Source organism: Aeromonas sp. R2-2, assembly GCF_040908355.1.
GTDB lineage: Bacteria > Pseudomonadota > Gammaproteobacteria > Enterobacterales > Aeromonadaceae > Aeromonas > Aeromonas veronii.
The window spans coordinates 49098-71987 of record NZ_JBFODQ010000086.1 but is presented as its reverse complement, the minus strand read 5'-3'; the positions used below and the strand labels follow the sequence as shown (position 1 = coordinate 71987).

The following is a 22890-nucleotide window of genomic DNA, read 5'->3' as shown; positions in this document are numbered from 1 at the left end:
GAAAGCAGGCGGATCCAGGTCAAGGCCGATGCCAACCCCATGTTCGAGATGCACATCCCGGGCAAGCATGCGGCCGCGATGGAGCTGGAGAGTACTGGCGCGATCCAGTGGTGGTCGACCAACGGTGCGGGGGGATGGGCAAAGACAATCGCGAGCCTGACGCCTGGTGCCTTCGAGGTTTACGGAGGGCATTGGGCAGCCAATAACTCTCACGCTTATGGCGACCAATGGGCCAACACAGCCCCCTTTCATGTGAATTTTGGGTTAGTGGCCGGCTCGTCGGATTACTACCCGATCGTCAGGGGCAAAAACGCAGTTAATGGCCAAGGTTATACCACCCAGGTGGAACTCGGCATTCTTCGAGAAGGGGGCCCGACATGGGGGCATGGCATCTTGATGGTTCGTTCTGGCGAAGGGAACGGCCCGGGCTCTCCATCCGCAATCTATCGCTTTGACTGGGGCGGCAATTTTTATGCGCCAGGCGCGGTGCATGACGCCGGTCAGAGGGTCTATAGCCCCAACCGTGAACCGCACTATAGCCACGTACACACCGCCGCCCAGGGCAACCAGGACATCGTGGCTGGGGGCGTTGGCCAAATCGGTACCTATGGTTTCTTTTATACCCAGGCATCCGGTGCTTATGGTCCGGGAACGACGTTACCAGGCAGCAGCCTGCGATGGTCTTCCACTGATATGCACGAATCAGACTGGGGAGGAGGAAGCCCTGCGGGTACCTGGAAACTGGTTGGTTATTACCCCTCTAACGCTTGGACCAAATCACTCTGGATAAGGATCGCTTGATGGAGATCATCACCGCCAAAAACGTTGTCGCCTACTCCACCCAACCAGACAGCCTGGACATGGAAGTGGCCTTTGCTCATTTACCCGACCAGTTTATCCCCTTTACCGCCCGAAAAGACGATTCGGCAGCCCATGGACGTGAACTCTATGTACGCGCCATCTTCGGTGAATTCGGAGATATTGAGATGCGGGAACCACCAACCTATGTGCCCAGCGAAGCCGATCAACAGCGCAAGCTCGACACATTGCAGGCCGACGCGGCCCTCCGCATTGCTCCGTTACTGGATGCCAAGGAGCTAAACATAGCAACGCCAGAAGAACTGGCCAGGCTCGATACCCTGCAGCGCTACCGCATCGCACTGATGCGCCTGCCACAAAGCGAGGGATGGCCCACCGATGTGACCTGGCCGGATGTACCGCAATGAGTTGGACGCAAGGCACGCTGCGCTGGCCAGCGAGTACAGGGACGATACACACCCGCGCCAGCGGGGTGCTTGGCCAACTGCCAGACAGCCAGGCTGGCGCCGTGGCTCGCTTGCAGGCACTGGCCCCAAGGGCGCAATACCGCCCTGCGCCCATCAGCCAAGCCGCTGCTGCGCTGGCAGGTCTGCGCGGTGAGCTCGACCAGCTATTAGCCACCGGCCGCTGCTTGGCCGTGACTCCCTATCAGCATGGGGTGGGCCAACACCAGGGCAACCAGTACAGCCTCGCCGCCCCCAATGCGGTGGCCACCCTTGCCGCCAAGCTGCAGGACGGCGCAGATCCCCTGCTGCCAACTGGCCAGCTGCACGCCATCGCTTGGCTGGTCACCGGGAACAGCGAAACCGCGCTGGCCGATGCGTTGGCGCCGCTTTGTGCCATCCTGCCACTGCCGGAGTGGTGCGCAGCCCTGCGTCGCCTCACGGCCAACAACGATGCCATGAGCAAACCCACCGCCGCCAAGGTGCCACGCTGGAAAGCAGATGAGCCGCTGGTATGGAACCCGCTGCGCTCGGCTCGCTCACTGCTCGGGGCCGAGCTCGCTCAACTGGAGAGCCTGGCACTGGGAACTACTACCCCGATCGCCCAGCTGGCCGCCTTGGCACAACGCCGCGCGGCAAAACTGGCAGAGCTGGAGAAGGCACTGGGCCAGCTGGCTACCATCAGTGGCAAGCTGTGGCACTGGCAGGGGCATGGCGATACGGCAAGCCTGGCAGCCCAACTAGGCCAGAGCAGCCCGCCAGACCATAGCCACAGCATGACGGTCGGCGCCCTGCTGCTCTCCCCCTCCCCGCTCACCTTCTGGCAGGAGTTAACCCGATGAGCCAAACCGCCATGCTCACCCTGGACGGTGAGCCGATTGTGATGAAGTCGATGCGGATCACCGCATCGATGCAGTTTCAGGACAAGGACAGCAGCGGCCAGACCAGCTCGACCAGCAGCTCGGAGCAAGGGGCCAAAGCCAAGGAGCTCGATATCTCGGGCCTTATCCCCTTCAAGGATGAGCAGACCCTGAGCCGGCTGTTTGAGCTGGCCGATGCCAAAAGCGATGGCGGCAAGCGCCATATCTATCGAGTCGGGTCGCTCTTGGCCAAGTCGGTCAAGGTGCGTCAGGCCAAGTTCGCCGGGCGCATCACCGCCAGCGAGCAGGAGGGGCTGCTGGCGTGGCAAGTGCAGTTCACCCTGCGCGAACACAACTCGGTACCCGAGAAGCGGGAACAACGGATGCCCAAGGTGCCCGCCACCGTGGGCCAGGGCAACGCCAACACCAAACCGGCCAAGCCGTCAGAGGGAGCGCCTGCCTCCGAGCAGGAACAGCTGAGCTCGTGGGAGCAAGCCATCAAGGGGCTGGATAACAAACTGGGAGACCTGATGGCGTGAAACTCTCGACCAACCTCACCCTGGGCGGCCAACCGGCTAACCTCATCGACCACGATATCGTGCTGGATCTCTGTGCGGGCGGCCGCGCCGCCCTCACCATCGAGGGGAACGCGGAGAAGGGGCAAACCCTGACCGTGGATCTGGGCTACAACGGCGAGCTGAGGCGCTGGTTTACCGGATATGTGTATGACGTACAGCCCGCCAGCAATGGCGCCAGCAAGCTGCTGTGCCGCGAGCTGGCGGGGATACTGGGGAGTGCATTTCCCGTCAGTCTGCAGCATGCCACCCTGCGCGGTCTGCTGGCCTGGTTGAGCGACCAGACCAAGCTCACCTTTTTGCTGCCGGATGGGGCCGACTATACCGACCGGCCGCTCCCCAACTTCACCAGCGCTGGCACCGGCTATCAGCTACTCAACAACGCCGGCCGCGCCTTTGCGGTGCCGGACTTCATCTGGCATCAGCAACCGGATGGCGCCATCTTCGTAGGCAGTCACGCCCACAGCCGCTGGGCCGCGCGGTCGGTTGAGCTGGATCCGGCCTTCTCCGGCCGCCAGGCGGGTAACACTCTGACCACGGCGCCGATCCCGGCCATGCGCCCGGGCGCTATCGTCAACGGCAAGCGGGTGGTGCGGGTACGCCTCAAGGGTGATGAGATGACCCTCACCACAGCCACACCAGGTAAACCGGTGAAGTCGCCGGAGAGGCGCAAGATGGAGGGGGAGTTCCCAGAGCTCGCCGACCAGATGCACCTGCCCAAGTTCGGACGGGTCGAGGCCATCAGCGACAGCGCAACCGCAGGCCAGCTTAATGATCCTTTTCGGCCGCGCTATGCGGTGGATGTGCAACTGCTGGGGGAAGATGGCCAGCCGGATAAGGCCGCCCCACTCTATCGCGCCGTGCCGCTGCCGGTAATGTTCGGCGGGCCTGAGCAGGGGCTGCTGCAGTTCCCCATTGAGGGAACCATCGTCGAGCTGGGGTTTGCCTTCGGCCGCGCTGACCGACCATTTATTCGCACCGTGCTGGGTACCGGCTGGCCACTGCCGGACATCGCCCCGGGCGAGCAGCTCCAGCAGCTGCGGGCCGAGGTGTTCAGCCGCACCGATACCGTGGGCAACCAGCGCCGCCATACAGACCGAACACAGCATGACAAGGCAATGCTGATGCACTGCGAAGCGGACGAATACCTGGGCGAGTTCGGTCAGCACCAGCTCACCACCCAGCAACACAGCGTGGAGCAGATCGGGGCAATGAAGCGCATCGAGGCGCTCGGAGCCATCGAGCTGCTGGCCGGTGATGACATGGTGCTGGGGAGCCTCGGCAACATGACCCACACCGCCGCGGGCGATCTGGTGGAGGTGATCGGGCAACTGCGGCGCAGTGTGGCCGGTGAGCTCCAGCACTTCGAGGCGCCCCGTTCGTGGATGGGTAGCGAGGGGGTGAACATCTTCGGGCTGCTGCTCCAGCTAATGAACGTGGTGGAGCAGCTGGCCGCCTCTGCCGCCAGTCACAACCACGGTGGGCCGCCCCCCACCAATGCCGAGACGTTCAACGGCCAGAGCAAGCAGGCTGGAACGCTGGCCAAGACCCTCTCCCCCATCATCGAGTAGTCCACCAAGCGAAGAAGGCCCCACATTGTGGGGCCTTCTTCTATCTGCCTGACAGCACCAAAGCATGGCCAGGGAAAGGCGCCGCATGTATGGGCACCGTCAGGCAGGCGCACATCATACGCGACGTACAGAGCCGAGCACAGCAGCCAGAACACCACGGAAAACCCACGGCGGCGTCTGCGCCACGGAATCCGCGCTCATCCGCTCCCGCCTGCGGGCTTCACCAGGAAAATTTTTTGCAAAAGTGGATTACCGCAAAAACATATGCCCAGACCGCGCCAGATAAAGGATCTCGGGCGCGTTGAGGATCTGCAAAGAAGGATCTTTTTTGCAGGGTTTTACAGTTTAATGATAGGAAAAACAGCGACAAGAAAAGCATAAGCAATTGAATTTATTGGAATAAATACATATTTCGTGGAGATTTAAGCGATTCATTAAAAGATCGGGACAAGTGGAAAAAATAAAAAAGCGATTAAAATCAATTTCTTACAGAAAATCCAACTCAGACTGAAAACTGAAATACTGAAAGAAACGACATGCTTAGAGAAGGACATCACACGGGGCCTAGCGACACAGTGATGTGGACGGATGGAAAATCAAACCTCCAACTGGATCGCCCATCTTTGAATGCCCCCATCGAGGGCACAATCCCCCACCACCGATGCATGCTAGCTCTCATTTTGTAGATTATGTTGCTCAAAGTTACATCGACTTACCTTGATTCTTGCTAGTAGTAAAGGATATACTCAAGTTAACAAATCAAGTTATTAACAGGTTATGCACACCCGGTGTGAGTGACCACTTGCGCCAAACCCCACTGTTAATGTGGGGTTTTGTGCCTCTAGGTAAAACGAAAGCCTACATATTGGGCTCAATAGGCTGTAAGGACACAACATATTGTGCTCAAGGTTGGTGCAGAGCCACCAACAACATCTCCTGTCTATAGTCATTAGTGACTATGACAGGTTCACTTACCACTAGAGTTGTAAGTTGTGGTACGTGCAGAAGGAGGAACTCTATATGTCAGATCTCATCAGATTCTTTTTGCGCCTAGACAAAACCCCCATAGACAACCTGGCGCGCGTTATCGTAGATAATAACAACAAGGTCATAGTCTCTAAGGATGGCGTCGTTTCCATAGATATGGAAAACCCCGCCGTTCAGGAAGACTTAGTTAACCTGATCAAAGGTTTCAAAGATATCTCTATTGAAACTCCGCGCCACAGGGGTAACGTTGCTTAAATGGCCCCTGTCTACATCGCTATCGCCTTAGTTTGTGGGTACATATTCGCAAGCCAGTCTCCTAAAACAAGATACCGTTATAAGCGTTCCGATGGGTGGGACGCTTATTTTTATGTCGCCTCCTGGGGCGGCGTTTTTTTAGTCATTGGATGGCTAGCTACTTCGGGGCTCAGCTACTTTGGCTTTTTGAGGTGGTGTGCTAACACGATCGGTATCGCAAAAGAAGACATTGCCAGACTCATTCCAATTGAAAAATCGTCAATTAGTTATGAAGTCCTTAAGACCTTCGCATGGATCACACTCTCTATCATGATCGCAGGCGTGAGTGGAAGGATTAGCCGTTACCGTTTTAAGCACCCCTTAACAAGAGCTAACTGGCTGAGCCAAACTGTTCGTCATAGCCCCGAGGAGAGCTTGCTGGTGTACGCAGCATCAGCTCGGTTTCCGTTAGTTGTTACGCTCTCCAGCCGAAAGGTTTACATTGGCGTGTTAACCATGCCGGCCTTAGAGAATGGCTCCATAGAATACATAGAGCTACTTCCAATCATGAGTGGTTACAGAGATAAAGATGAGCTAACCCTGCACCTGACGACCAACTACTATGAACATTATGCTAGGCGTGGCCTGCTGTCAGGAATTCCTATGGGGCCCAACTCCCTCTCCATAAACAGCTTCAGAGTTGTGATTCCTGCCAAAGAAATCGAAAGCATGTCGCTCTTTGACAGGGAAACCTACAACGACTTCAAGGCTCAAGAGGAACAGGATAAAAAAGGTGTATTGGCTACAGAAGCTGATAACGCACTTGTCTAGCCACAGGATTAACTAAAAAAGCCAAACAGGGGGGAGCAATCCTCCCTGTTTTTTTCACTTTAGGGCTGGCCCGATATGTGGGTACGGTGGAATTGAACATGCAGATAGCGCCACTCTGCCGCCATTTTGTCGCCACTTGACCGCAGAAAAACAAAAGGCCACCCGTTAGGATGGCCTTAAGCTACTGAATTCTAATGGTGCCCGGGGTCGGACTCGAACCGACACGGTTATTCACCGGCGGATTTTGAATCCGCTGCGTCTACCGATTTCGCCACCCGGGCAACTGCGAGGGATTATACGAATGGCGCGATGCCATGCAAGGTGTTTTTCGATTGAACACTCCCGTTTGTTCATTTATTCAACGCCTTGCCGATGCGGGGCCAGTTACATAGAATGCCGCCATCATCTTAATGGAATAAAAACGATGGCCAAGCCTAAAAAAGTCCAACAAAAATCCCCCTCTCCCGCCACTCAGCCATACCCGTCAGCGGGTCTGCTGCGTCGCCTCGGTGCCCTCATCTATGATGCGCTGGTGGTGACTTCGCTGCTGATCATCGCTGGCTTCATCGGCATGGGTGTCGCCAAGCTGTTGCTGGTCACCGGCATGGCCAGCGTACCGGCGGGTGAAGATACCGTCTGGTTGCTGACCCGCCACCACCTGAGCCTGATCTACACCCTGTGGCTCGCCTTCGTCATCTGCGGTTTCTACACCTGGTTCTGGACCCGCGCTGGCCAGACCGTCGGCATGCGCGCCTGGCGGCTGCGCATTCAGAACGAGGATGGCAGCCACATCCGCGTTACCCAGGCGTTGATCCGTCTCGCTACCGCCGCCTTTGGCCTGGGCAACCTGATGTGCCTGTTCAACCGCCAGCGCCCACGGGCGTTTCAGGATATCTGGGCCGAGTGCGAAGTGATCGTGCTGAGCAAGCAGGAAAATCTGGAATTGTTGAACAAGTAATCCCGGATCAATGCAGCAACGAAAGAGGGCACCAACAGGTGCCCTCTTTGCATTTCCTCATAACCTCGTGGGGATTACTGCTTGCGGCTGAGGATGTAGAAGGAGATGCCGCCAAACAGCAAGCTGGGCGCGATAGCCGCCAGAATCGGCGGTACCGCATAGACCAGACTGATGGGGCCAAACACCCGATCGCTCACATAGACGGCGAAGCCGGTCATGATCCCCATCAGCATCCGTGCCCCCATGCTCACCGAACGCAGCGGGCCGAAGATGAAGGAGGAGGCCAGCAGGATCATCGCCACCACCGAGAGCGGTGACAGCAGTTTGCGCCACATCTCCAGCTTGTAGCGACCGGCATCCTGCTTGTTGGCATCGAGATAGCCGATGTAGTCGAGCAGACCGGAGACCGAGAGGTTCTCGGGGTCGATACTCACCACCCCCAGCTGCTTGGGCGTCAACTCCGAGCTCCACTCCATCTTGTCATGCTGCTCGCTGCGGATCTGCGCGGGATCGTCGAAGCGGGTAACCTGGGTCTGCTTGAGCAGCCAGTGGTGACGCTCGAACACACCCTCCTGCGCCTGCACCACGTCGATCAGCTTGCGCTCGGGGGTGAAGCGATAGAGGGTGATGCCGGTGAGGGCGCCATCGTTACGCACCCCGTTGATATTGACGAAGTTGTTGCCATCGCGAGCCCACACCCCGTAGGCGGAAACCGTCAGACGACCTTCGGACAGCGCGCCCGCTTTGATGTCATCGGCCATCCGCTTGGCGATGGGGGCCACATATTCCCCCATCAACCCCACCATGATCATCAACGGGATCGCCGTCTTGAGCGCCGCCATTACAATACTGATCTTGGAGCGACCCGCCGCCTGCATCACCACCAGCTCGGAGCTGGTCGCCAGCTGACCCAGACCAATCAGGCCACCCAGCAGCGCGGCCAGCGGGAAGAAGAGCACCGCCTCCTTGGGCATGGAGAGCAGCACATAGTAGAGGGCGTTGATCATGTCGTAGTTGCCGTCACCGACCGACTTGAGCTGCTCCACATATTTGATGAGCCCCGCCAGACCAACCAGCGTGATTTCACACAGCAGGATCGACATAAAGATGACCCTACCGATATATCTATCGAGAATGCCAAACATCAGCAGAAGTTCCTATGTTGCAGCATCATGCTGATTTTCTGTTGAAATAGCGCCCTTTCACCCCGTTCCACCAGCTGGTGCCCTGCAGATTGAGGGGCAGGCCGATAAACAGCAGGTAACCGAGCGGCACCAGGAACATCCCCGGCCAGTAGGGCAGCCGACCGCTGTCAATGGCCGAACGGGCGGCGCTGAGCAGCAGGAAGTAGGAGAGATAGAGCATGATGGCCGGCAACAGCTTGGCGTAGCGCCCCTGACGGGGATTGACCCGCGCCAGCGGTACCACCAGCAGGGTCAGCACCGGAATGGAGAGGGGCAGCGAGATACGCCACTGCAATTCCGCCATCATGGCGTTGTCCTGGGTACCGAACAGTTCCATGGTCGGCTTGGCCGCAGCCTTGCGGTTGGAGCGCTCCATCTCCTGCTGGCGGATCACCAGACCATATTCGCGAAAATCGGAGATCTGGAACTGCTTGCCGGGGAAGTTCCCTTCGTAGCGGGAACCATCCATCAGGGTCAGCCACTGCAGACCGTTCTCGTCGACCGTCACCACCCCTTCGGTCGCCACCACCACCGAGGGAGGATTGTTCCCCTCCGCCCGCTGCAGCACGAAGATCTTTTGCAGTTTTGAGCCGTTGTCGTTCAAATCCTGGATATAGGCAACCAGACGCCCCTTATCGAGCTCCATAAAGCGGCCAGCCTGCAGGAAGGAGATACCCGGGTCCGACTTGAACTCGTCGATCACCTGATACTCGCGCTCCTTGGCCTGCGGGGCGATCCAGCCGGTGTTGAACGCCGCAACCACCGCCGTCAGCAAGGCCAGCAACATGGCGCTGCGCATCACGAAACGGTGGCTGAAGCCGACCGCATGCATCACCGTCATCTCGCTTTCGGCGTAGAGGCGACCATGAGCAAACAAAATGGCTAAAAAGAGACTGATAGGCAGCATCAACAACGCCATATTGGGCAAGTTGAGCAGCAGCAGGGTGGAGACCAGACGTGTCGGCACCTCGCCATCGGCAGCGTCGCCGATGATCTTGATAAATTGTTGGCTGACAAAGATAAGCAGCAATACGAATAACACTGCCAGCTGGGTTTTCAGGGTTTCCCTGAACAAATATCGGAAAACGATCACAGTCATTCCCAAGTAAACTTGTGTTTTTAGTCGAATGCCTGAAAAATAGGGCCGTATATTGGATTTTTACCAGTTTGAACTGCGGAGCCTGTGGCTGTTCGCTCCGCCTCTGATACCCCAACAAGCACCGCATTATTCAATAAAAGGTGCCTTTTGTCTTTAGGATGTAGGAGATTCCATGGAGTTCAGTGTAAAGAGTGGCAGTCCAGAGAAGCAACGGAGCGCCTGCGTCGTAGTCGGCGTATTTGAGCCTCGTCGCCTCTCTCCGGTTGCCGAACAACTGGACAAGATCAGCGATGGCTATATCAGTTCGCTGCTGCGCCGTGGCGACCTGGAAGGGAAACCAGGCCAGATGCTGCTGCTGCATCAAGTACCGGGCGTGCTCAGCGAGCGCGTACTGCTGGTCGGATGCGGCAAGGAGCGGGAACTCGACGAACGCCAGTACAAGCAGATCATCAACAAGACCATCACCACCCTGAACGAAACCGGCTCCATGGAAGCGGTCTGCTTCCTCACCGAGCTGCACGTCAAGGGTCGGGATACCTATTGGAAGGTGCGCCAGGCGGTAGAAACCACCAAGGCGGGCCTCTACAGCTTTGATCAGTTCAAGACCAACAAGGCCGAGCCACGTCGCCCGCTGCGCAAGCTGGTATTCAACGTGCCGACGCGTCGGGAACTGACCATTGGTGAAAAAGCCATCGCGCACGGTCTGGCCGTGGCCAAGGGTGTGCGGGTCTGCCGCGACGTGGCGAACATGCCGCCCAACGTCTGCAACCCGGCCTATCTGGCCTCCCAGGCCCGTCGTCTGGCCGATGCCTACGACAACATCACCACCAAGGTGGTAGGCGAGCAGGAGATGGCCGAGCTCGGCATGAACTCCTATCTGGCAGTGGCCCGCGGCTCCGACAACGAAGCCATGATGGCCATCATCGAATACAAGGGTCATCCGGATGCCAAGCCCATCGTGCTGGTCGGCAAGGGTCTGACCTTCGACTCCGGCGGCATCTCCATCAAGCCGGCCGACGGCATGGACGAGATGAAGTACGACATGGGTGGCGCCGCCTCCGTGCTCGGTACCATGCATGCGCTGGCCCAGCTGCAACTGCCGATCAACGTCATCGGCGTGCTGGCAGGCTGCGAGAATATGCCGGGTGGCAACGCCTATCGTCCGGGTGACATCCTCACCTCCATGTCAGGCCAGACCATCGAAGTGCTCAACACCGATGCGGAAGGTCGTCTGGTGCTGTGTGATGCGCTGACCTATGTGGACCGCTTCGATCCGGAAACCGTGATCGACGTGGCGACCCTGACCGGTGCCTGCGTCATCGCGCTGGGCCACCACACCTCGGGTCTGCTGGCCAACCACAACCCGCTGGCCCACGAGCTGCTCAACGCCTCCGAGCAGGCGGGTGATCGCGCCTGGCGTCTGCCGCTGTTTGACGAGTATCAGGAACAGATCGACAGCCCGTTCGCCGACATGGCCAACATCGGCGGTCGTCCGGCCGGTACCATCACCGCAGCCGCCTTCCTGTCACGCTTCACCAAGAAGTACAACTGGGCCCACCTGGATATCGCCGGGACTGCCTGGAAGAGTGGCAAAGACAAAGGCTCCACCGGTCGTCCGGTGCCCCTGCTGACCCAGTTCCTGCTGAACCGGGCTGGTGTGGATATCGAAGAGAAAGAGTAACCCTTTCGCCCTGTCTGATGTGTGCATCAAAAGGGCTGGCGTTACCCTGAATCACAAGGAAGAGGCCCGCCTCTTCCTTGTTTCATTCTTGAATCAGTGAGTTGCGAGCGGAGAAACACCCCGCGAGCCTCATGAGGCGGTCAATAGTCCGTCACTGCAACACGGGATCAACCTGATGAGCCAAGTGACCTTTTACCTGATGAGTGAACAGGATGACGCGCAGGCTTCGGCCATCGAACGGCTCGCCTGCCAGCTCGTAGCCGATAGCTGGGGAGCGGGCCATATCTACCTGTTCTGCGACGATGAGGCTCAGACTCTGCGCCTCGACGAGCTGCTGTGGCAACTGCCGCCGGAGCGCTTTGTGCCGCACCAGCTGCAAGGCGAAAGCGGCATGGCCCCGGTGGAGATCGGCTATCAGCCACCGAAACGGCGCTACGCCCGCCTCATCAATCTGGCCACTGCGACACCTTTGTTTGCAGGACACTTCGCTCAAGTGGTAGATTTTGTCCCCACTGACGAAACACAAAAGCAGCAAGCCCGCGAGCGCTACAAGCACTATCGCCAGGCAGGCCATACCCTCGAAATGAGGGATCAGCCCGTCCTTGCCGCACCGGATCCGGCGCAGCCCTGACTGCAACCAATTGATCCATAAAGAATCAACACCAGACTCCATCCATCCAGATTACGGCGAGACCATGGAAAAGACTTTTAATCACAACGCCATCGAACAGGCGCTCTATCAGCACTGGGAAGCCCAGGGTTACTTCAAGCCCCACGGCGATACCAGCAAAGACTCCTTCTGCATCATGATCCCGCCGCCGAACGTCACCGGCAGCCTGCACATGGGTCACGCCTTCCAACAAACCCTGATGGATACCCTGATCCGCTACAACCGCATGCAGGGCAAAAACACCCTGTGGCAGGCTGGTACCGACCACGCCGGTATCGCCACCCAGATGGTAGTTGAGCGCAAGATCGCCGCAGAAGAGGGCAAAACTCGCCACGATTACGGCCGTGATGCCTTCATCGACAAGATTTGGCAGTGGAAGGAAGAGTCCGGTGGCACCATCACCCGCCAGATGCGCCGTCTGGGCGACTCCGTGGATTGGGAGCGCGAGCGCTTCACCATGGATGAGGGTCTCTCCGCCGCCGTGCAGGAAGTGTTTGTTCGTCTCTACGAAGATGGCCTGATGTACCGCGGCAAGCGTCTGGTGAACTGGGATCCGAAACTCAACACCGCCATCTCCGATCTGGAAGTGGAAAACCGCGAGATCAAGGGCCACATGTGGCACCTGCGCTATCCGCTGGCCAACGGCGCCAAGACTGCCGAAGGCAAGGATTACCTGATCGTCGCCACCACCCGTCCGGAGACCATGCTGGGCGATACCGCCGTGGCCGTGAACCCGGAAGACCCGCGCTACAAGGCGCTGATCGGCCAGCACATCCTGCTGCCGCTGGTGAACCGTCTGATCCCCATCGTTGCCGATGAACACGCCGACATGGAGAAGGGCACAGGTTGCGTGAAGATCACCCCGGCCCACGACTTCAACGATAACGAAGTGGGCAAGCGCCACAGCCTGCCGATGATCAATATCTTCACTCTGGATGCCCACGTGCGTGCCGAGGCCGAAGTGGTCGACACCAACGGCAACCCGAGCACTGCCTACGATGCAGCCCTGCCGGCCGAGTTCGCCGGTCTGGAGCGCTTCGCTGCCCGTAAAGCGATTCTGGCCAAGCTCGAAGAGCTGGGTCTGCTGGACGAGATCAAGGATCACGTGCTGCAACAGCCTTACGGCGATCGCGGTGGCGTGCCCATCGAGCCGATGCTGACCGACCAGTGGTACGTGCGCGTCGCACCGATGGCCAAGACCGCCATCGAAGCGGTGGAAGATGGCCGTATCCAGTTCGTGCCGAAACAGTACGAAAACATGTACTTCTCCTGGATGCGCGACATTCAGGACTGGTGCGTCTCCCGTCAGCTGTGGTGGGGTCACCGCATCCCGGCATGGTATGACGACGCCGGCAACGTCTACGTTGGCCGCAGCGAAGACGAAGTGCGCGCCAAGCACAGCATCCCGGCCGTAACCGTGCTGCGTCAGGACGAAGACGTGCTCGACACCTGGTTCAGCTCCGCCCTGTGGACCTTCTCCACCCTGGGCTGGCCGAACAACACCGAGGCACTCAAGACCTTCCACCCGACCGACGTGCTGATGAGCGGCTTCGACATCATCTTCTTCTGGATTGCCCGGATGATCATGATGACCATGCACTTCATCAAGGACGAAAACGGCCAGCCACAAGTCCCGTTCAAGACCGTCTACATCACCGGCCTGATCCGTGACGAAGAGGGCCAGAAGATGTCCAAGTCCAAGGGCAACGTGCTGGACCCCCTCGACATGATCGACGGCATCTCGCTGGAAGATCTGCTGGAGAAGCGCACCGGCAACATGATGCAGCCGCAGATGGCCGAGAAGATCGCCAAGCGTACCGCCAAGCAATTCCCGGAAGGGATCGATGCCCACGGTACCGACGCCCTGCGCTTCACGCTGGCAGCGCTGGCCTCTACCGGTCGTGACATCAACTGGGACATGAAGCGCCTGGACGGCTACAACAACTTCTGCAACAAGCTGTGGAACGCCTCCCGCTATGTGCTGATGAACACCGAAGATCAGGATTGCGGTTTTGCCGGTGGCGAGATGCAGTTCAGTCTGGCGGATCGCTGGATCCAGTCCCAGCTGCAAGTGGCCATCCGTGACTTCCGTACCGCCCTCGATACCTATCGCTTCGACATCGCGGCCGGTGTGTTGTACGAATTTATCTGGAACCAGTTCTGTGACTGGTATCTGGAGCTGACCAAGCCGGTGCTGACCAAGGGTTCCGAGGCCGAGCAGCGCGCTGCCCGCCATACCTTGGTGACCGTGCTGGAAACCCTGCTGCGTCTGGCACACCCGATCATCCCGTTCATCACCGAGACCATCTGGAAATCGGTCGCTCCGCTAGCTGGCGTACACGCCGACACCATCATGATTCAGGCCTTCCCGGAATTCGACGCCGCCAAGGTAGACGACGCCGCGATGGCGGATCAGGAGTGGGTGAAGGAGTTCATCGTCAGCATCCGCAACATCCGCGCCGAGATGAACGTGGCACCGAGCGTGCCCCTCAACGTGCTGCTCCAGTGCGATGCCAAAGATGCCCAGCGCGCAGCCGACAACGAGGCCTTCCTCAAGTCGCTGGCCCGTCTGGAATCTATCCGCGTATTGGCGGACGGTGAAACCGCCCCGCTGTCAGTGAAGAAGCTGATCGGTGCCACCGAGCTGATGATCCCGATGGCCGGTCTCATCGACAAGGATGCCGAACTGGCCCGTCTGGCTAAAGAGGTTGCCCGTCTGGTGGGCGAGTGCGGCCGTATCGAAGGCAAACTCGGCAACGAAGCCTTCGTCGCCAAGGCGCCGGAAGCTGTCATCGCCAAAGAGCGCGAGAAGCTGGAAGATTACCGTCTCCAGCTGACCAAGCTGGAAGCCCAGCAGGCCGAGATCGCCGCGCTGTAAACACAGCCCCAACCGATACAACAAAGCCCCCTGCCAAGGGGGCTTTTTCATATCCGCGCTTCTCGCTTCAGCTCACCAGCAACCAGCCGCAAAAACCGAGATAGAGCAGACCGACCAGCCCCAGCCGCTCGGCGGTCATGGTTCCCTTTCTGAACCCCCACCAGAGCAACCCGACCGCCAACAGCGTCACCAGCGAGGAGGCCATCATTGCGCCATCCAGCAACCAAGGGGTAAAGAGCAAGCAGAACACCTTGGGGATAGTGCCCTGGATCATCATGGCCCCGGAGATATTGGCCAGCGCCAGCCGGTTCTTGCCCTGTCGCACCCAGATCAGCACGTTCATCAGCTCCGGCATTTCGGTCGCCACCGGACTCAGCAGCAGGGCCGCCAGCACCGGCGAGAGGCCAAACAGCTCGCCCATGCTCTCCAGCTGATGGACAAACAGCTGGGCCGCCAGCGCCACCACCACCAGTGCAGCCAACGTCTGCAGCAACACCTTGCCAAGGGGCGGGATCCCGGCATCTGGGGCCAGCTTGAGGGGCTCCGGCAATTCGACTTCGTGGCTGTCACTCTGTTTCAGCTCGCGCCTTACATAAACGAGGTAGACCAGCAGGAAGAGCGAGGCCAACCAGCTCTTGCCGGTGAAGGCGACCAGCCCCAGCGCGGTCGCCACCAGAAAGATACCCATAAACCAGCGCTGATCCCGGCCAATCTCGCGCTGCACCTCGCCATCGATGGCGCGCTCGGTACGCCCCATGCAAAGCAGCAGGGTGAGGCCGACTGCTGCATAGCCGATGGTCGCCAGCACCAGCGGTCCGCCGAGGGCGGCGCCAATGCCGATCTCTTGCTGGGCGGTCGTGTTGCCCATCAGCAGGGCGGTGAGGGTGACGATGCATTCGGGCAGGGCCGTACCCAATGCCGCCAGCAGCGAACCGGTGGCGCTTTGGGAGAGCTTGAAGTGGTGGCCGGTCCACTCGATGCCGTTGACGAAGTATTCGCAGGCAAGGTAGATGGTGACCGCAGAGACAAGAAATAATAGCAGGGTAATAAACATAATAGATACCGCCAGGCGAGCAGAATAACCGATGGACCCGATATGGCTCGCCCGGCTGGCGTGCATATCGAGGCCAAAGGTCTTGCAGAGCGATAGTGCCTATCGCCGCCCATGCCATGGATACGAGGATCCAAGAGTGTTGACATGGGCCCGGCCCGGAATGCGGGCGGGTTGCTACTCCCCAATGACTGAGGGGACGTTTTAGCAACTCGACCGCCGCCTCACAAGGCAAATTAATGACAACTCATTCAATAAGTTGTAAGGGAATGTAACCTCACCTGCGCACCCTCCCCGCCGCCATTGCGCTGTTGGCACACCGATTGCTGTAGGTAGTTCACTATCCACAACAGTTTGGGAAGGATGAACAATGAAACGGTGGATCCAACATTTCTATCAACTGAACCGCCTCAACTGGCTGATGGTCTGGTTGTTGCTCTGCTGCAGCATCATTCTGCTGTTTCCGGCCGGGCTGATGAAAGGGGCCGTCAGCCAGTGGGCTGCGGATCATGCGGCCTGGCTGGGGGTCGGCATGCTGATCGCCATCTCCTACTTCTGCAGTCAGGGCTTCCTGATCGCCTGGGAGTGGGCGTGCGAAGAGTGGCAGGCACGCCGTCAGCAGGACCAGCTGGCCCAGATGATCGGCTTCCTCGACTTCAACGAGAAGGCGGTGCTGCGCGAGTTCGTGCTGCAGCGTAAAAGCGTCATAAACTTGCCGATCACCGAGCCCGCCGTCAAAAACCTGATGGATGCCGGCGTCCTCACCTACGCCTACGGCAAGCCGACCCGGGAGAAGGATGACGAGAACCAGATCCGCGCCCTGATGATCGCCCTGCCCGCCCGGCCGCTGCTCACCTACAAGGTGCTGGGGCTGTCGCGCGGCAAGATGAGCGACGAGCAGGTGGAGCAGATCATGAACGCCCGTCCCAAGTTCGCCCAGAAGGGGTTCCAGCGCTAAACGCCCCCAACCGCCAGATGCAAAAGAGCCGGACACTGTCCGGCTCTCTCGTTGCTGCATGATCCCGCTGGTTTTTGGCTAGCCCTTCAGACTGGAGCAGAAGCTCACATCGGCCACCTTGGTCACCGGATCGAAGCTGTGATAGAGCTCGAAGCAGGGGCGATCGTCAAATTCCCAACCGGCCGCCACCACCTCGCCAATATGTTGCTGCCAGAGTGCGGGGTACTGGGCCGGATCGGTGACCGTCATGCGTGACAGGCCATAGCGGCCACCCGCCAGCTGCTGGATCTCCACATTGCCACTTCCCCTGGTACCCGCCGGCACGGTGACGCAGATATCGGTGCGACACTGCTGGGGAGCCGTCACTTCGGGGTTGTCGTGGTAGATGAAGATCCACTCCCCTTCGGCCAAACCCAACCCGGCAGCCCACTGATAGAGCTGGTCACACACCGGCTCATAGCCTGCGCCGTAAGGGCCGGTGACCCGGATATAGGCCAGAGTGCGTGCAGCCATCTGTTCGGTTTTCATCTGTAGCCTCCTTTCACTGGAACGGCCTTCAGCATAATCAGAGACCCGGGCAGCCGCGTGTCCATTCTTGCTCAGTTGCAAGAGTGACGGCTGGCGGCGCAACATCCCCGGCGCCATGGCAAACTGCTTGCGAAACGCCTTGGCAAAGGCCTGTGAGCTGGCAAAACCGGCCGAGAAGGCAATCTCGGTGATCGGGTCGCGACTGTAGCAGAGAGAGCGAGCAGCCCGCTCCAACCGCAAGCGACGCTGCATCTCGGCCGGGGTTTCACCGGTGATGGCGGTAAAAACCCGATGAAAGTGATAGCTGGAGAGTGAGGCGAGGCTGGCCGCCTCGCTGAGACAGAGCTCGGGATTCTGCTCCAGCGCCCGGATCACCGGGCGCAATCTGGCCTGATAATCGACCATACCGTTAGCGACTGGCGCCCCCCGCGACTCTGGCCATATAGAGCGCATCCACATAACGCCCTTGGCGGAAGGCATAGTCACGGGCTCGCCCCTCCTCGGTAAAACCGAACTTGCGATAAAGCGCCTGTGCGGCCTCATTGTCGGTATAGACGGTCAGCTCAATCCGGTGCAGGTTGAGCCAGTTATCGGCCAGATCCAGCGCCGCAGCCATCAGGGCAGAGCCCACCCCCTTGCCAGCCCAGTCATCCCGCACACCCATGCCAATCCCGGCCACATGCTTGCGTCTGGGATTGGGCTCAACCAGCAGCGAGAGCTGGCCTACCAGCAGGCCGTCAACGTCGGCGACCAGTGCCACCACGCTGTCGCTCTCCAACCGCTTCTGCCACTGGCTAAGGGGTGGCATAGGCAGGTGCAAAGTGCCCGCCTGGGCATTGGGCATGGCGTATAGATCCCGCAAGGCGGGGGCATCGGCGGGTTCGGCATGACGGATAGTAATCTGCATATGAAGCTCCTTCTCGAAGCCACCATCATGCAATATCCGGCGCGGTTACACATCCCCTACCCACACCCATTTGTCTTGCCTATCAAAGGACGAGGAAAGGCCCATTGGCCGAGCACGGCGCAGATCCGTAGGCTGACCCCATATCAACAAGGAGAGAAGCCATGACTGACAAGACCCTGCACAGCGCCAACGGCGCCCCCGTCGTCGACAACAACAACAGCCTCACCGCCGGCCCGCGCGGCCCCATCCTGATGCAAGACATCTGGTTGATGGAGAAACTCGCCCACTTCGACCGCGAGCGTATTCCCGAGCGGGTGGTTCACGCTAAGGGCTCGGGCGCCTACGGCACCTTTACCGTGACCCACGACATCAGCCAGTTCAGCAAGGCCGATCTGTTCAGCGCCATCGGCAAGCAGACCTCGGTCTTCCTGCGCTTCTCCACCGTGGCCGGTGAGAAGGGCGCCGCCGATGCCGAACGCGATGTGCGCGGCTTCGCCCTCAAGTTCTATACCGAGCAGGGCAACTGGGATCTGGTGGGTAACAACACCCCGGTCTTTTTCATCCGCGATCCGCTGAAATTCCCTGACTTCATCCACACCCAGAAGCGGGATCCGCGCACCAACCTGCGCAGCGCCACCGCAGCCTGGGACTTCTGGTCACGCCATCCGGAATCCCTGCATCAGGTCACCATACTGTTCAGCGATCGCGGCATCCCCAAGAGCCTGCGGGAGATGAACGGCTACGGCAGCCACACCTTCAGCTTTATCAACGATGCCAACGAGCGCTTCTGGGTCAAGTTCCACTTCAAGACCGAGCAGGGCCACAGCTTCTACACAGATGAAGAGGCCGCCACCGCCGTCGGGCAGGATCGGGAGACCAGTCAGGCCGATCTGTTCAACGCCATCGAACGGGGCGACTTCCCGCGCTGGAAGGTCTATGTGCAGGTGATGCCGGAGGCCGAAGCCCAGACCTACAAGATCCACCCGTTCGACCTCACCAAGGTGTGGCCGCACAGCGACTACCCGCTGATCCCGGTCGGCGTACTGGAGCTCAACCAGAACCCGGACAACTACTTCGCCCATGTGGAGCAGGCCGCCTTTACCCCGGCCAACGTGGTGGCCGGTATCGGCTTCTCGCCGGATCGCATGTTGCAAGGGCGGCTCTTCTCCTACGGTGACACCCAGCGCTATCGCCTAGGCGTCAACCACGGTCTGCTGCCGGTCAACGCCCCGCGCTGCCCGTTCCACCACGGCGCCCATCGTGACGGTGCCATGCGGGCGGACAGCAATGGCGGCGCCAGCCCCAACTATCAGCCGAACCGTTTCGGTACCCAACAGCCGAGCGAGCAGCACGAACCGGCGCTGAGTCTGGAAGGGGCCGCCCTGCACTACGACTTCCGTGACTACGACAGCGACTACTACAGCCAGCCGGGCAACCTGTTCCGCATCATGGACGAGGGGCAGCGCTCGCGGCTCGCCGCCAACCTGGCCCGTTCCCTCATCAATGTGGAGGATGACGCCATCGTCGCGGCCCAGCTCAAACACTTCGAGCAGGCCGACCCCGAGTATGCCAAACGGGTCGAACTGGCACTGGCCGCCTTGCAGCGCTAAGCCGCAAGCAGGCAACATCTGCAAAAACAAAACGGGGGCCTGATGGCCCCCGTTATCGTGATATTGACGGTGAGAAATAGAAAACGGAGCCAGAGGCTCCGTTTTTCAATGCTGTATCAATCCCGGACGGAACGCGCTTCGCGCTCTTCCCGCTCCCTTGCCAACAAGCGTTTGTACCACCAGCTACTGCGACGACGTTGTGCATTGGAAGAGCGACGAGCCATTTCTTAGGTTCCAGCCAAGAGAAGAAAGGAGCTGCATTATGCGACAGGGATCACGTCCATGTCTTTAGCTGGATCAAGAAAAGCCTCACTGACCCACGGAAATCGTCTTCTGATCTTTTGCTCCCCGGGTGGCAGGCAACACCACCGCAGGAGAGCGCCAGGCCAGCGCGCCATTGCTCTCGAGGTCGTTCAGCGGGCCGCACTCCAGCCAGATATCTCCCTGCAGAATGCGGGCCCCTTCGGAATATTTCTGATCCGCAAACCAGCAGACCCGCTCGGGCAATGAGCCCAGCGGCAACACCAGCTCGGGACTGGCAGACTCGCTCACCACAGTGGTTTTGGACGCGGCCAGAGCGGGGGCGAGCCAGAGGGAGGCCAGCAGGCAGAGCAGTACATTTTTCATGAGAGGGATCCTGTTTCGATAGGGGCAATCTCGAAGAGTCGACCAGTCCCGGGGTTTACTTGACTGACAATCATACTGCCTGCTGGCATTGTGGAACCAATATGGTAGCCTGCCAGCGCCTGCGGGCAGTCTCTCGCTGCCACGCGCAAACTTCCGGTGAATTTGTCACATCCTGACAAAATATAACCTTATTTATCAAATCGTTATTTGGATATTATCCCAATGCGTATCATGCCGTTGCTTCAGGCGGCCTGCCTGAGCCTGATGTTGTCCGCCTGCGTTGCCCCATTGCTGATGATGAGCCCCACCAGCCAGCTGATGTGGGCCCTGCTCAAGCCGCTGGTCGGCTTTGACCCGAACGAGGTCAATCTGTTCGAACAACCCCTGATCAAGGATCGGATGACCGCCATCCTTGGCCCCAACTACGACAGCACCATGCAGTTGCTCAAGACTGCCGACAAGTTACAGCAGGAGGGGCCGCTTTTCTATGTGGTCTCCGAGTATGCGCCCGTGCCGGATATCGCCAAGCAGGCGGGGATGGTGTGGAACTCGCAAACCAACCAGATGTCGGTATTGCTGCAAAAAGGGGATGGCACCACCCTGACCTTCGGCGAAAATCTGGCGGGCACGGCACCGACCTGGCCAACCGCTATGCAGGGCTGGCAGACCCCCGCCAGCCAGCTCACCCCGGCGGCCAATGCCCTGACCGGTGCGGCAACCAGTCAGAGTGGCACCTCCCCCTTCTCCCTTGGCAGCGCGCTGGGCACAGTGACTCGCGGCGTCACCGGCTCGCTGACCAACAGCGCAAGTCAGGCTATCAGCGGCGCAGCCGCCAACGCCACAGGGCAGGCTACCCAAGCTGTGAGCCAAAGCGCGACCGATCTGACCCGTAGTGCAACCACCGCTGTCACTGCGCCAGCCAAGCAGGCGCTGAGCAGTGCCGCTGCGACTGCAACTCAAGAAGCGACCAAGGCTGTTGCCGTTCCTGCCAAGCAAGCCGTCAGCAGCGCCGCTGCGACCGCGACCCAAGAAGCTACCAAGGCCGTTGCTGCTCCGGCCAAGCATGCCGTCAGCAGCGCCACTGCAACCGCGGCCCAAGAAGCCACCAAGGCCGTTGCCACTCCTGCCAAACAGGCTGTCAGCAGTGCCACTGCGGCCGCGACGCAAGAAGCCGCCAAGGCCGTTGCCGCTCCTGCCAAGCAAGCCGTCAGCAGCGCTGCCGCGACCGTGACACAAGAAGCGACCAAAGCCGTTGCCGCTCCTGCCAAACAGGCTGTCAGCAGCGCCGCTGCGACCGTGACGCAAGAGGCAACCAAGGCTGTTGCCGCTCCGGCCAAGCAAGCCGTCAGCAGCGCCGCAGCAACCGCGACGCAAGAGGCAACCAAGGCCGTTGCAGAACCAGCCCGGCAGGCCGTCAGTGCCGCATCCCATACGGCCGGAGAGAGCGTCGCCGATGCCGCCAGAGCGGCGGAGGCCAAGGCTCGCGCCAAGGCAGAGGCGGAGATGGAAGCCCTGCTCAAATAAACCGACAGGCCACCGCAAGGTGGCCTGTTTTTTATCCCGCTACCGGATCATGACGTTATGGAAAAGGCCACATAGACTGTTAGGTAACTACCCGCACAAGGAGTGCATCATGCGTCGTCTGCTCCCTGCTCTCGCTTCTCTCGCCCTGTTTATCGCGCTCCCTGCTCCGGCACTTATCTACTATTCGGAGCAGAACATGCCGCTCAATGGCCAGGATAAAAATGGTCAGCCTGTGGGGTTAGCGGTCGAGTTGCTGCGCCTGATGTGGCGTGAAATGGGGGAGCCGGAGCACCCCATCCACTTTCTGCCCTGGGCCCGCGGCTGGTATCTGCTGACCCAGCAGCAAGAGGCCGTGCTCTTTACCACGGCGCACACCAAGGAGCGGGATCCCCACTTCCTCTGGGTCTGCCCCATCAGCCACTCCAGGGTCGCGCTGGTCGGCCGCAAGCAGGATGCCCCCAAAGTGGCCAGCAAAGCGGATCTCGCCAAGCTGCAGATTGGTGTGATGCAGGCGGATGTCGGGGAGCAGTTGCTGCTCAACCGCGGGATCAGCCCGGGCAATATGATGGCGGTAGAGCGCATGGATCAGGTGGTGCGCCAGCTCATCATGGCACGCACCGATCTGGTGGCAGGCAACGAGGTGATGCTGCGCCATCAGGCCAAGGAGCTGGGTTTTCCCAGCGAGGATTTTGTCACCGTCGCGATCATTGAAGAGCAGGACAACTGCTTCGCCTTCAACCTGAGGGCAGACAAGCAGCAGGTTGCCCGCCTGCAACAGGCGCTGGACAAGGTCAGGCAGGGGGATGAATACAAGCGACTGATGGCGCGCTACCAGCAGCTCAACATTCTGCCCGAGACCAATCCCCCCCTCCCGCGCCTCGAGTAACCCCGGCCC

Annotated in this window: 20 protein-coding genes, 1 tRNA gene, 1 pseudogene and 1 riboswitch; of the genes and pseudogenes, 15 read left to right on the top strand and 7 right to left on the bottom strand. The window is 59.6% G+C overall.

Annotated features, from left to right (window positions below; genetic code table 11):
- The 7 genes and pseudogenes from AB5Z09_RS18345 to AB5Z09_RS18315 all read left to right on the top strand — a co-directional run.
- Nucleotides 1–801 (top strand): annotated as a pseudogene (locus tag AB5Z09_RS18345) (hypothetical protein); the annotation flags it as partial.
- Nucleotides 801–1226 carry a tail fiber assembly protein gene (locus AB5Z09_RS18340; RefSeq protein WP_342401292.1) on the top strand — a complete coding sequence of 142 codons (426 nt, stop codon included), beginning with the start codon at nucleotides 801–803 and terminating at the stop codon, nucleotides 1224–1226. The pseudogene AB5Z09_RS18345 and the gene AB5Z09_RS18340, both read left to right, overlap by 1 nt.
- Nucleotides 1223–2104, top strand: coding sequence for a hypothetical protein (locus AB5Z09_RS18335; RefSeq protein WP_368195946.1), 882 nt, complete (start codon nucleotides 1223–1225; stop codon nucleotides 2102–2104). The genes AB5Z09_RS18340 and AB5Z09_RS18335 overlap by 4 nt, the downstream gene beginning before the upstream one ends.
- Nucleotides 2101–2661, top strand: coding sequence for a hypothetical protein (locus AB5Z09_RS18330; RefSeq protein ID WP_368195945.1), 561 nt, complete (start codon nucleotides 2101–2103; stop codon nucleotides 2659–2661). Before AB5Z09_RS18335 ends, AB5Z09_RS18330 begins: the two co-directional genes overlap by 4 nt.
- Nucleotides 2658–4268 (top strand): hypothetical protein, encoded by a 1611-nt coding sequence (locus AB5Z09_RS18325; protein ID WP_368195944.1) that lies wholly within the window; start codon nucleotides 2658–2660, stop codon nucleotides 4266–4268. The genes AB5Z09_RS18330 and AB5Z09_RS18325 overlap by 4 nt, the downstream gene beginning before the upstream one ends.
- 1020 nt (nucleotides 4269–5288) lie before the next feature.
- Complete coding sequence (locus AB5Z09_RS18320) at nucleotides 5289–5510, top strand: hypothetical protein (RefSeq protein ID WP_219325992.1); 222 nt, start codon at nucleotides 5289–5291, stop codon at nucleotides 5508–5510.
- Complete coding sequence (locus AB5Z09_RS18315) at nucleotides 5511–6320, top strand: hypothetical protein (RefSeq protein WP_368195943.1); 810 nt, start codon at nucleotides 5511–5513, stop codon at nucleotides 6318–6320.
- Between the two features lie 195 nt (nucleotides 6321–6515).
- Here AB5Z09_RS18315 and AB5Z09_RS18310 read toward each other — a convergent pair.
- Nucleotides 6516–6601 (bottom strand) — tRNA-Leu (locus AB5Z09_RS18310).
- Between the two features lie 143 nt (nucleotides 6602–6744).
- Between AB5Z09_RS18310 and AB5Z09_RS18305 the strand changes: the two genes are divergently transcribed.
- Nucleotides 6745–7278, top strand: a complete 534-nt coding sequence (locus AB5Z09_RS18305) for an RDD family protein (protein WP_005336420.1) — start codon at nucleotides 6745–6747, stop codon at nucleotides 7276–7278.
- 74 nt (nucleotides 7279–7352) lie between these two features.
- Here the strand turns inward: AB5Z09_RS18305 and lptG are convergent, their stop codons facing one another.
- Nucleotides 7353–8423, bottom strand: a complete 1071-nt coding sequence (lptG, locus tag AB5Z09_RS18300) for an LPS export ABC transporter permease LptG (RefSeq protein ID WP_005355217.1) — start codon at nucleotides 8421–8423, stop codon at nucleotides 7353–7355.
- A 25-nt stretch (nucleotides 8424–8448) separates the two neighbouring features.
- Complete coding sequence (lptF, locus tag AB5Z09_RS18295; RefSeq protein ID WP_368195942.1) at nucleotides 8449–9561, bottom strand: LPS export ABC transporter permease LptF; 1113 nt, start codon at nucleotides 9559–9561, stop codon at nucleotides 8449–8451.
- Nucleotides 9562–9733: 172 nt separating this feature from the next.
- Here lptF and pepA point away from each other — a divergent pair, with 172 nt between their 5' ends.
- The 3 genes from pepA to AB5Z09_RS18280 all read left to right on the top strand — a co-directional run bounded on the left by pepA (nucleotide 9734) and on the right by AB5Z09_RS18280 (nucleotide 14790).
- Nucleotides 9734–11242: a leucyl aminopeptidase gene (gene pepA, locus AB5Z09_RS18290; RefSeq protein WP_005336423.1), complete on the top strand. Its 1509-nt coding sequence runs from the start codon at nucleotides 9734–9736 to the stop codon at nucleotides 11240–11242.
- Between the two features lie 175 nt (nucleotides 11243–11417).
- Nucleotides 11418–11873 (top strand): DNA polymerase III subunit chi, encoded by a 456-nt coding sequence (locus AB5Z09_RS18285; protein ID WP_368195941.1) that lies wholly within the window; start codon nucleotides 11418–11420, stop codon nucleotides 11871–11873.
- Nucleotides 11874–11937: 64 nt separating this feature from the next.
- Nucleotides 11938–14790, top strand: coding sequence for a valine--tRNA ligase (locus AB5Z09_RS18280; RefSeq protein WP_368195940.1), 2853 nt, complete (start codon nucleotides 11938–11940; stop codon nucleotides 14788–14790).
- A 67-nt stretch (nucleotides 14791–14857) separates the two neighbouring features.
- On the opposite strand, the gene AB5Z09_RS18275 is transcribed toward AB5Z09_RS18280, so the two are convergent.
- Entirely contained in the window at nucleotides 14858–15844 is a 987-nt protein-coding gene (locus AB5Z09_RS18275) for a sodium:calcium antiporter (protein ID WP_368195939.1), read from the bottom strand.
- Between the two features lie 88 nt (nucleotides 15845–15932).
- Nucleotides 15933–16039, bottom strand: a riboswitch (yybP-ykoY riboswitch).
- Nucleotides 16040–16211: 172 nt separating this feature from the next.
- Here AB5Z09_RS18275 and AB5Z09_RS18270 point away from each other — a divergent pair.
- Nucleotides 16212–16799, top strand: a complete 588-nt coding sequence (locus tag AB5Z09_RS18270; RefSeq protein ID WP_005336432.1) for a superinfection exclusion B family protein — start codon at nucleotides 16212–16214, stop codon at nucleotides 16797–16799.
- A 78-nt stretch (nucleotides 16800–16877) separates the two neighbouring features.
- Here the strand turns inward: AB5Z09_RS18270 and AB5Z09_RS18265 are convergent, their stop codons facing one another.
- Nucleotides 16878–17732: a GyrI-like domain-containing protein gene (locus AB5Z09_RS18265; protein ID WP_368195948.1), complete on the bottom strand. Its 855-nt coding sequence runs from the start codon at nucleotides 17730–17732 to the stop codon at nucleotides 16878–16880.
- Nucleotides 17733–17736: 4 nt separating this feature from the next.
- Nucleotides 17737–18234 carry a GNAT family N-acetyltransferase gene (locus tag AB5Z09_RS18260; protein ID WP_167573304.1) on the bottom strand — a complete coding sequence of 166 codons (498 nt, stop codon included), beginning with the start codon at nucleotides 18232–18234 and terminating at the stop codon, nucleotides 17737–17739.
- Between the two features lie 161 nt (nucleotides 18235–18395).
- Here AB5Z09_RS18260 and AB5Z09_RS18255 point away from each other — a divergent pair, with 161 nt between their 5' ends.
- Nucleotides 18396–19844 carry a catalase gene (locus AB5Z09_RS18255; protein WP_368195938.1) on the top strand — a complete coding sequence of 483 codons (1449 nt, stop codon included), beginning with the start codon at nucleotides 18396–18398 and terminating at the stop codon, nucleotides 19842–19844.
- A 309-nt stretch (nucleotides 19845–20153) separates the two neighbouring features.
- On the opposite strand, the gene AB5Z09_RS18250 is transcribed toward AB5Z09_RS18255, so the two are convergent.
- Nucleotides 20154–20471: a DUF1496 domain-containing protein gene (locus AB5Z09_RS18250; protein ID WP_129503113.1), complete on the bottom strand. Its 318-nt coding sequence runs from the start codon at nucleotides 20469–20471 to the stop codon at nucleotides 20154–20156.
- Nucleotides 20472–20693: 222 nt separating this feature from the next.
- On the opposite strand from AB5Z09_RS18250, the gene AB5Z09_RS18245 reads away from it, so the two are divergent.
- Entirely contained in the window at nucleotides 20694–21995 is a 1302-nt protein-coding gene (locus AB5Z09_RS18245) for a hypothetical protein (RefSeq protein ID WP_368195937.1), read from the top strand.
- Nucleotides 21996–22104: 109 nt separating this feature from the next.
- Complete coding sequence (locus AB5Z09_RS18240; RefSeq protein ID WP_368195936.1) at nucleotides 22105–22881, top strand: substrate-binding periplasmic protein; 777 nt, start codon at nucleotides 22105–22107, stop codon at nucleotides 22879–22881.
- Nucleotides 22882–22890: the final 9 nt, after the last annotated feature.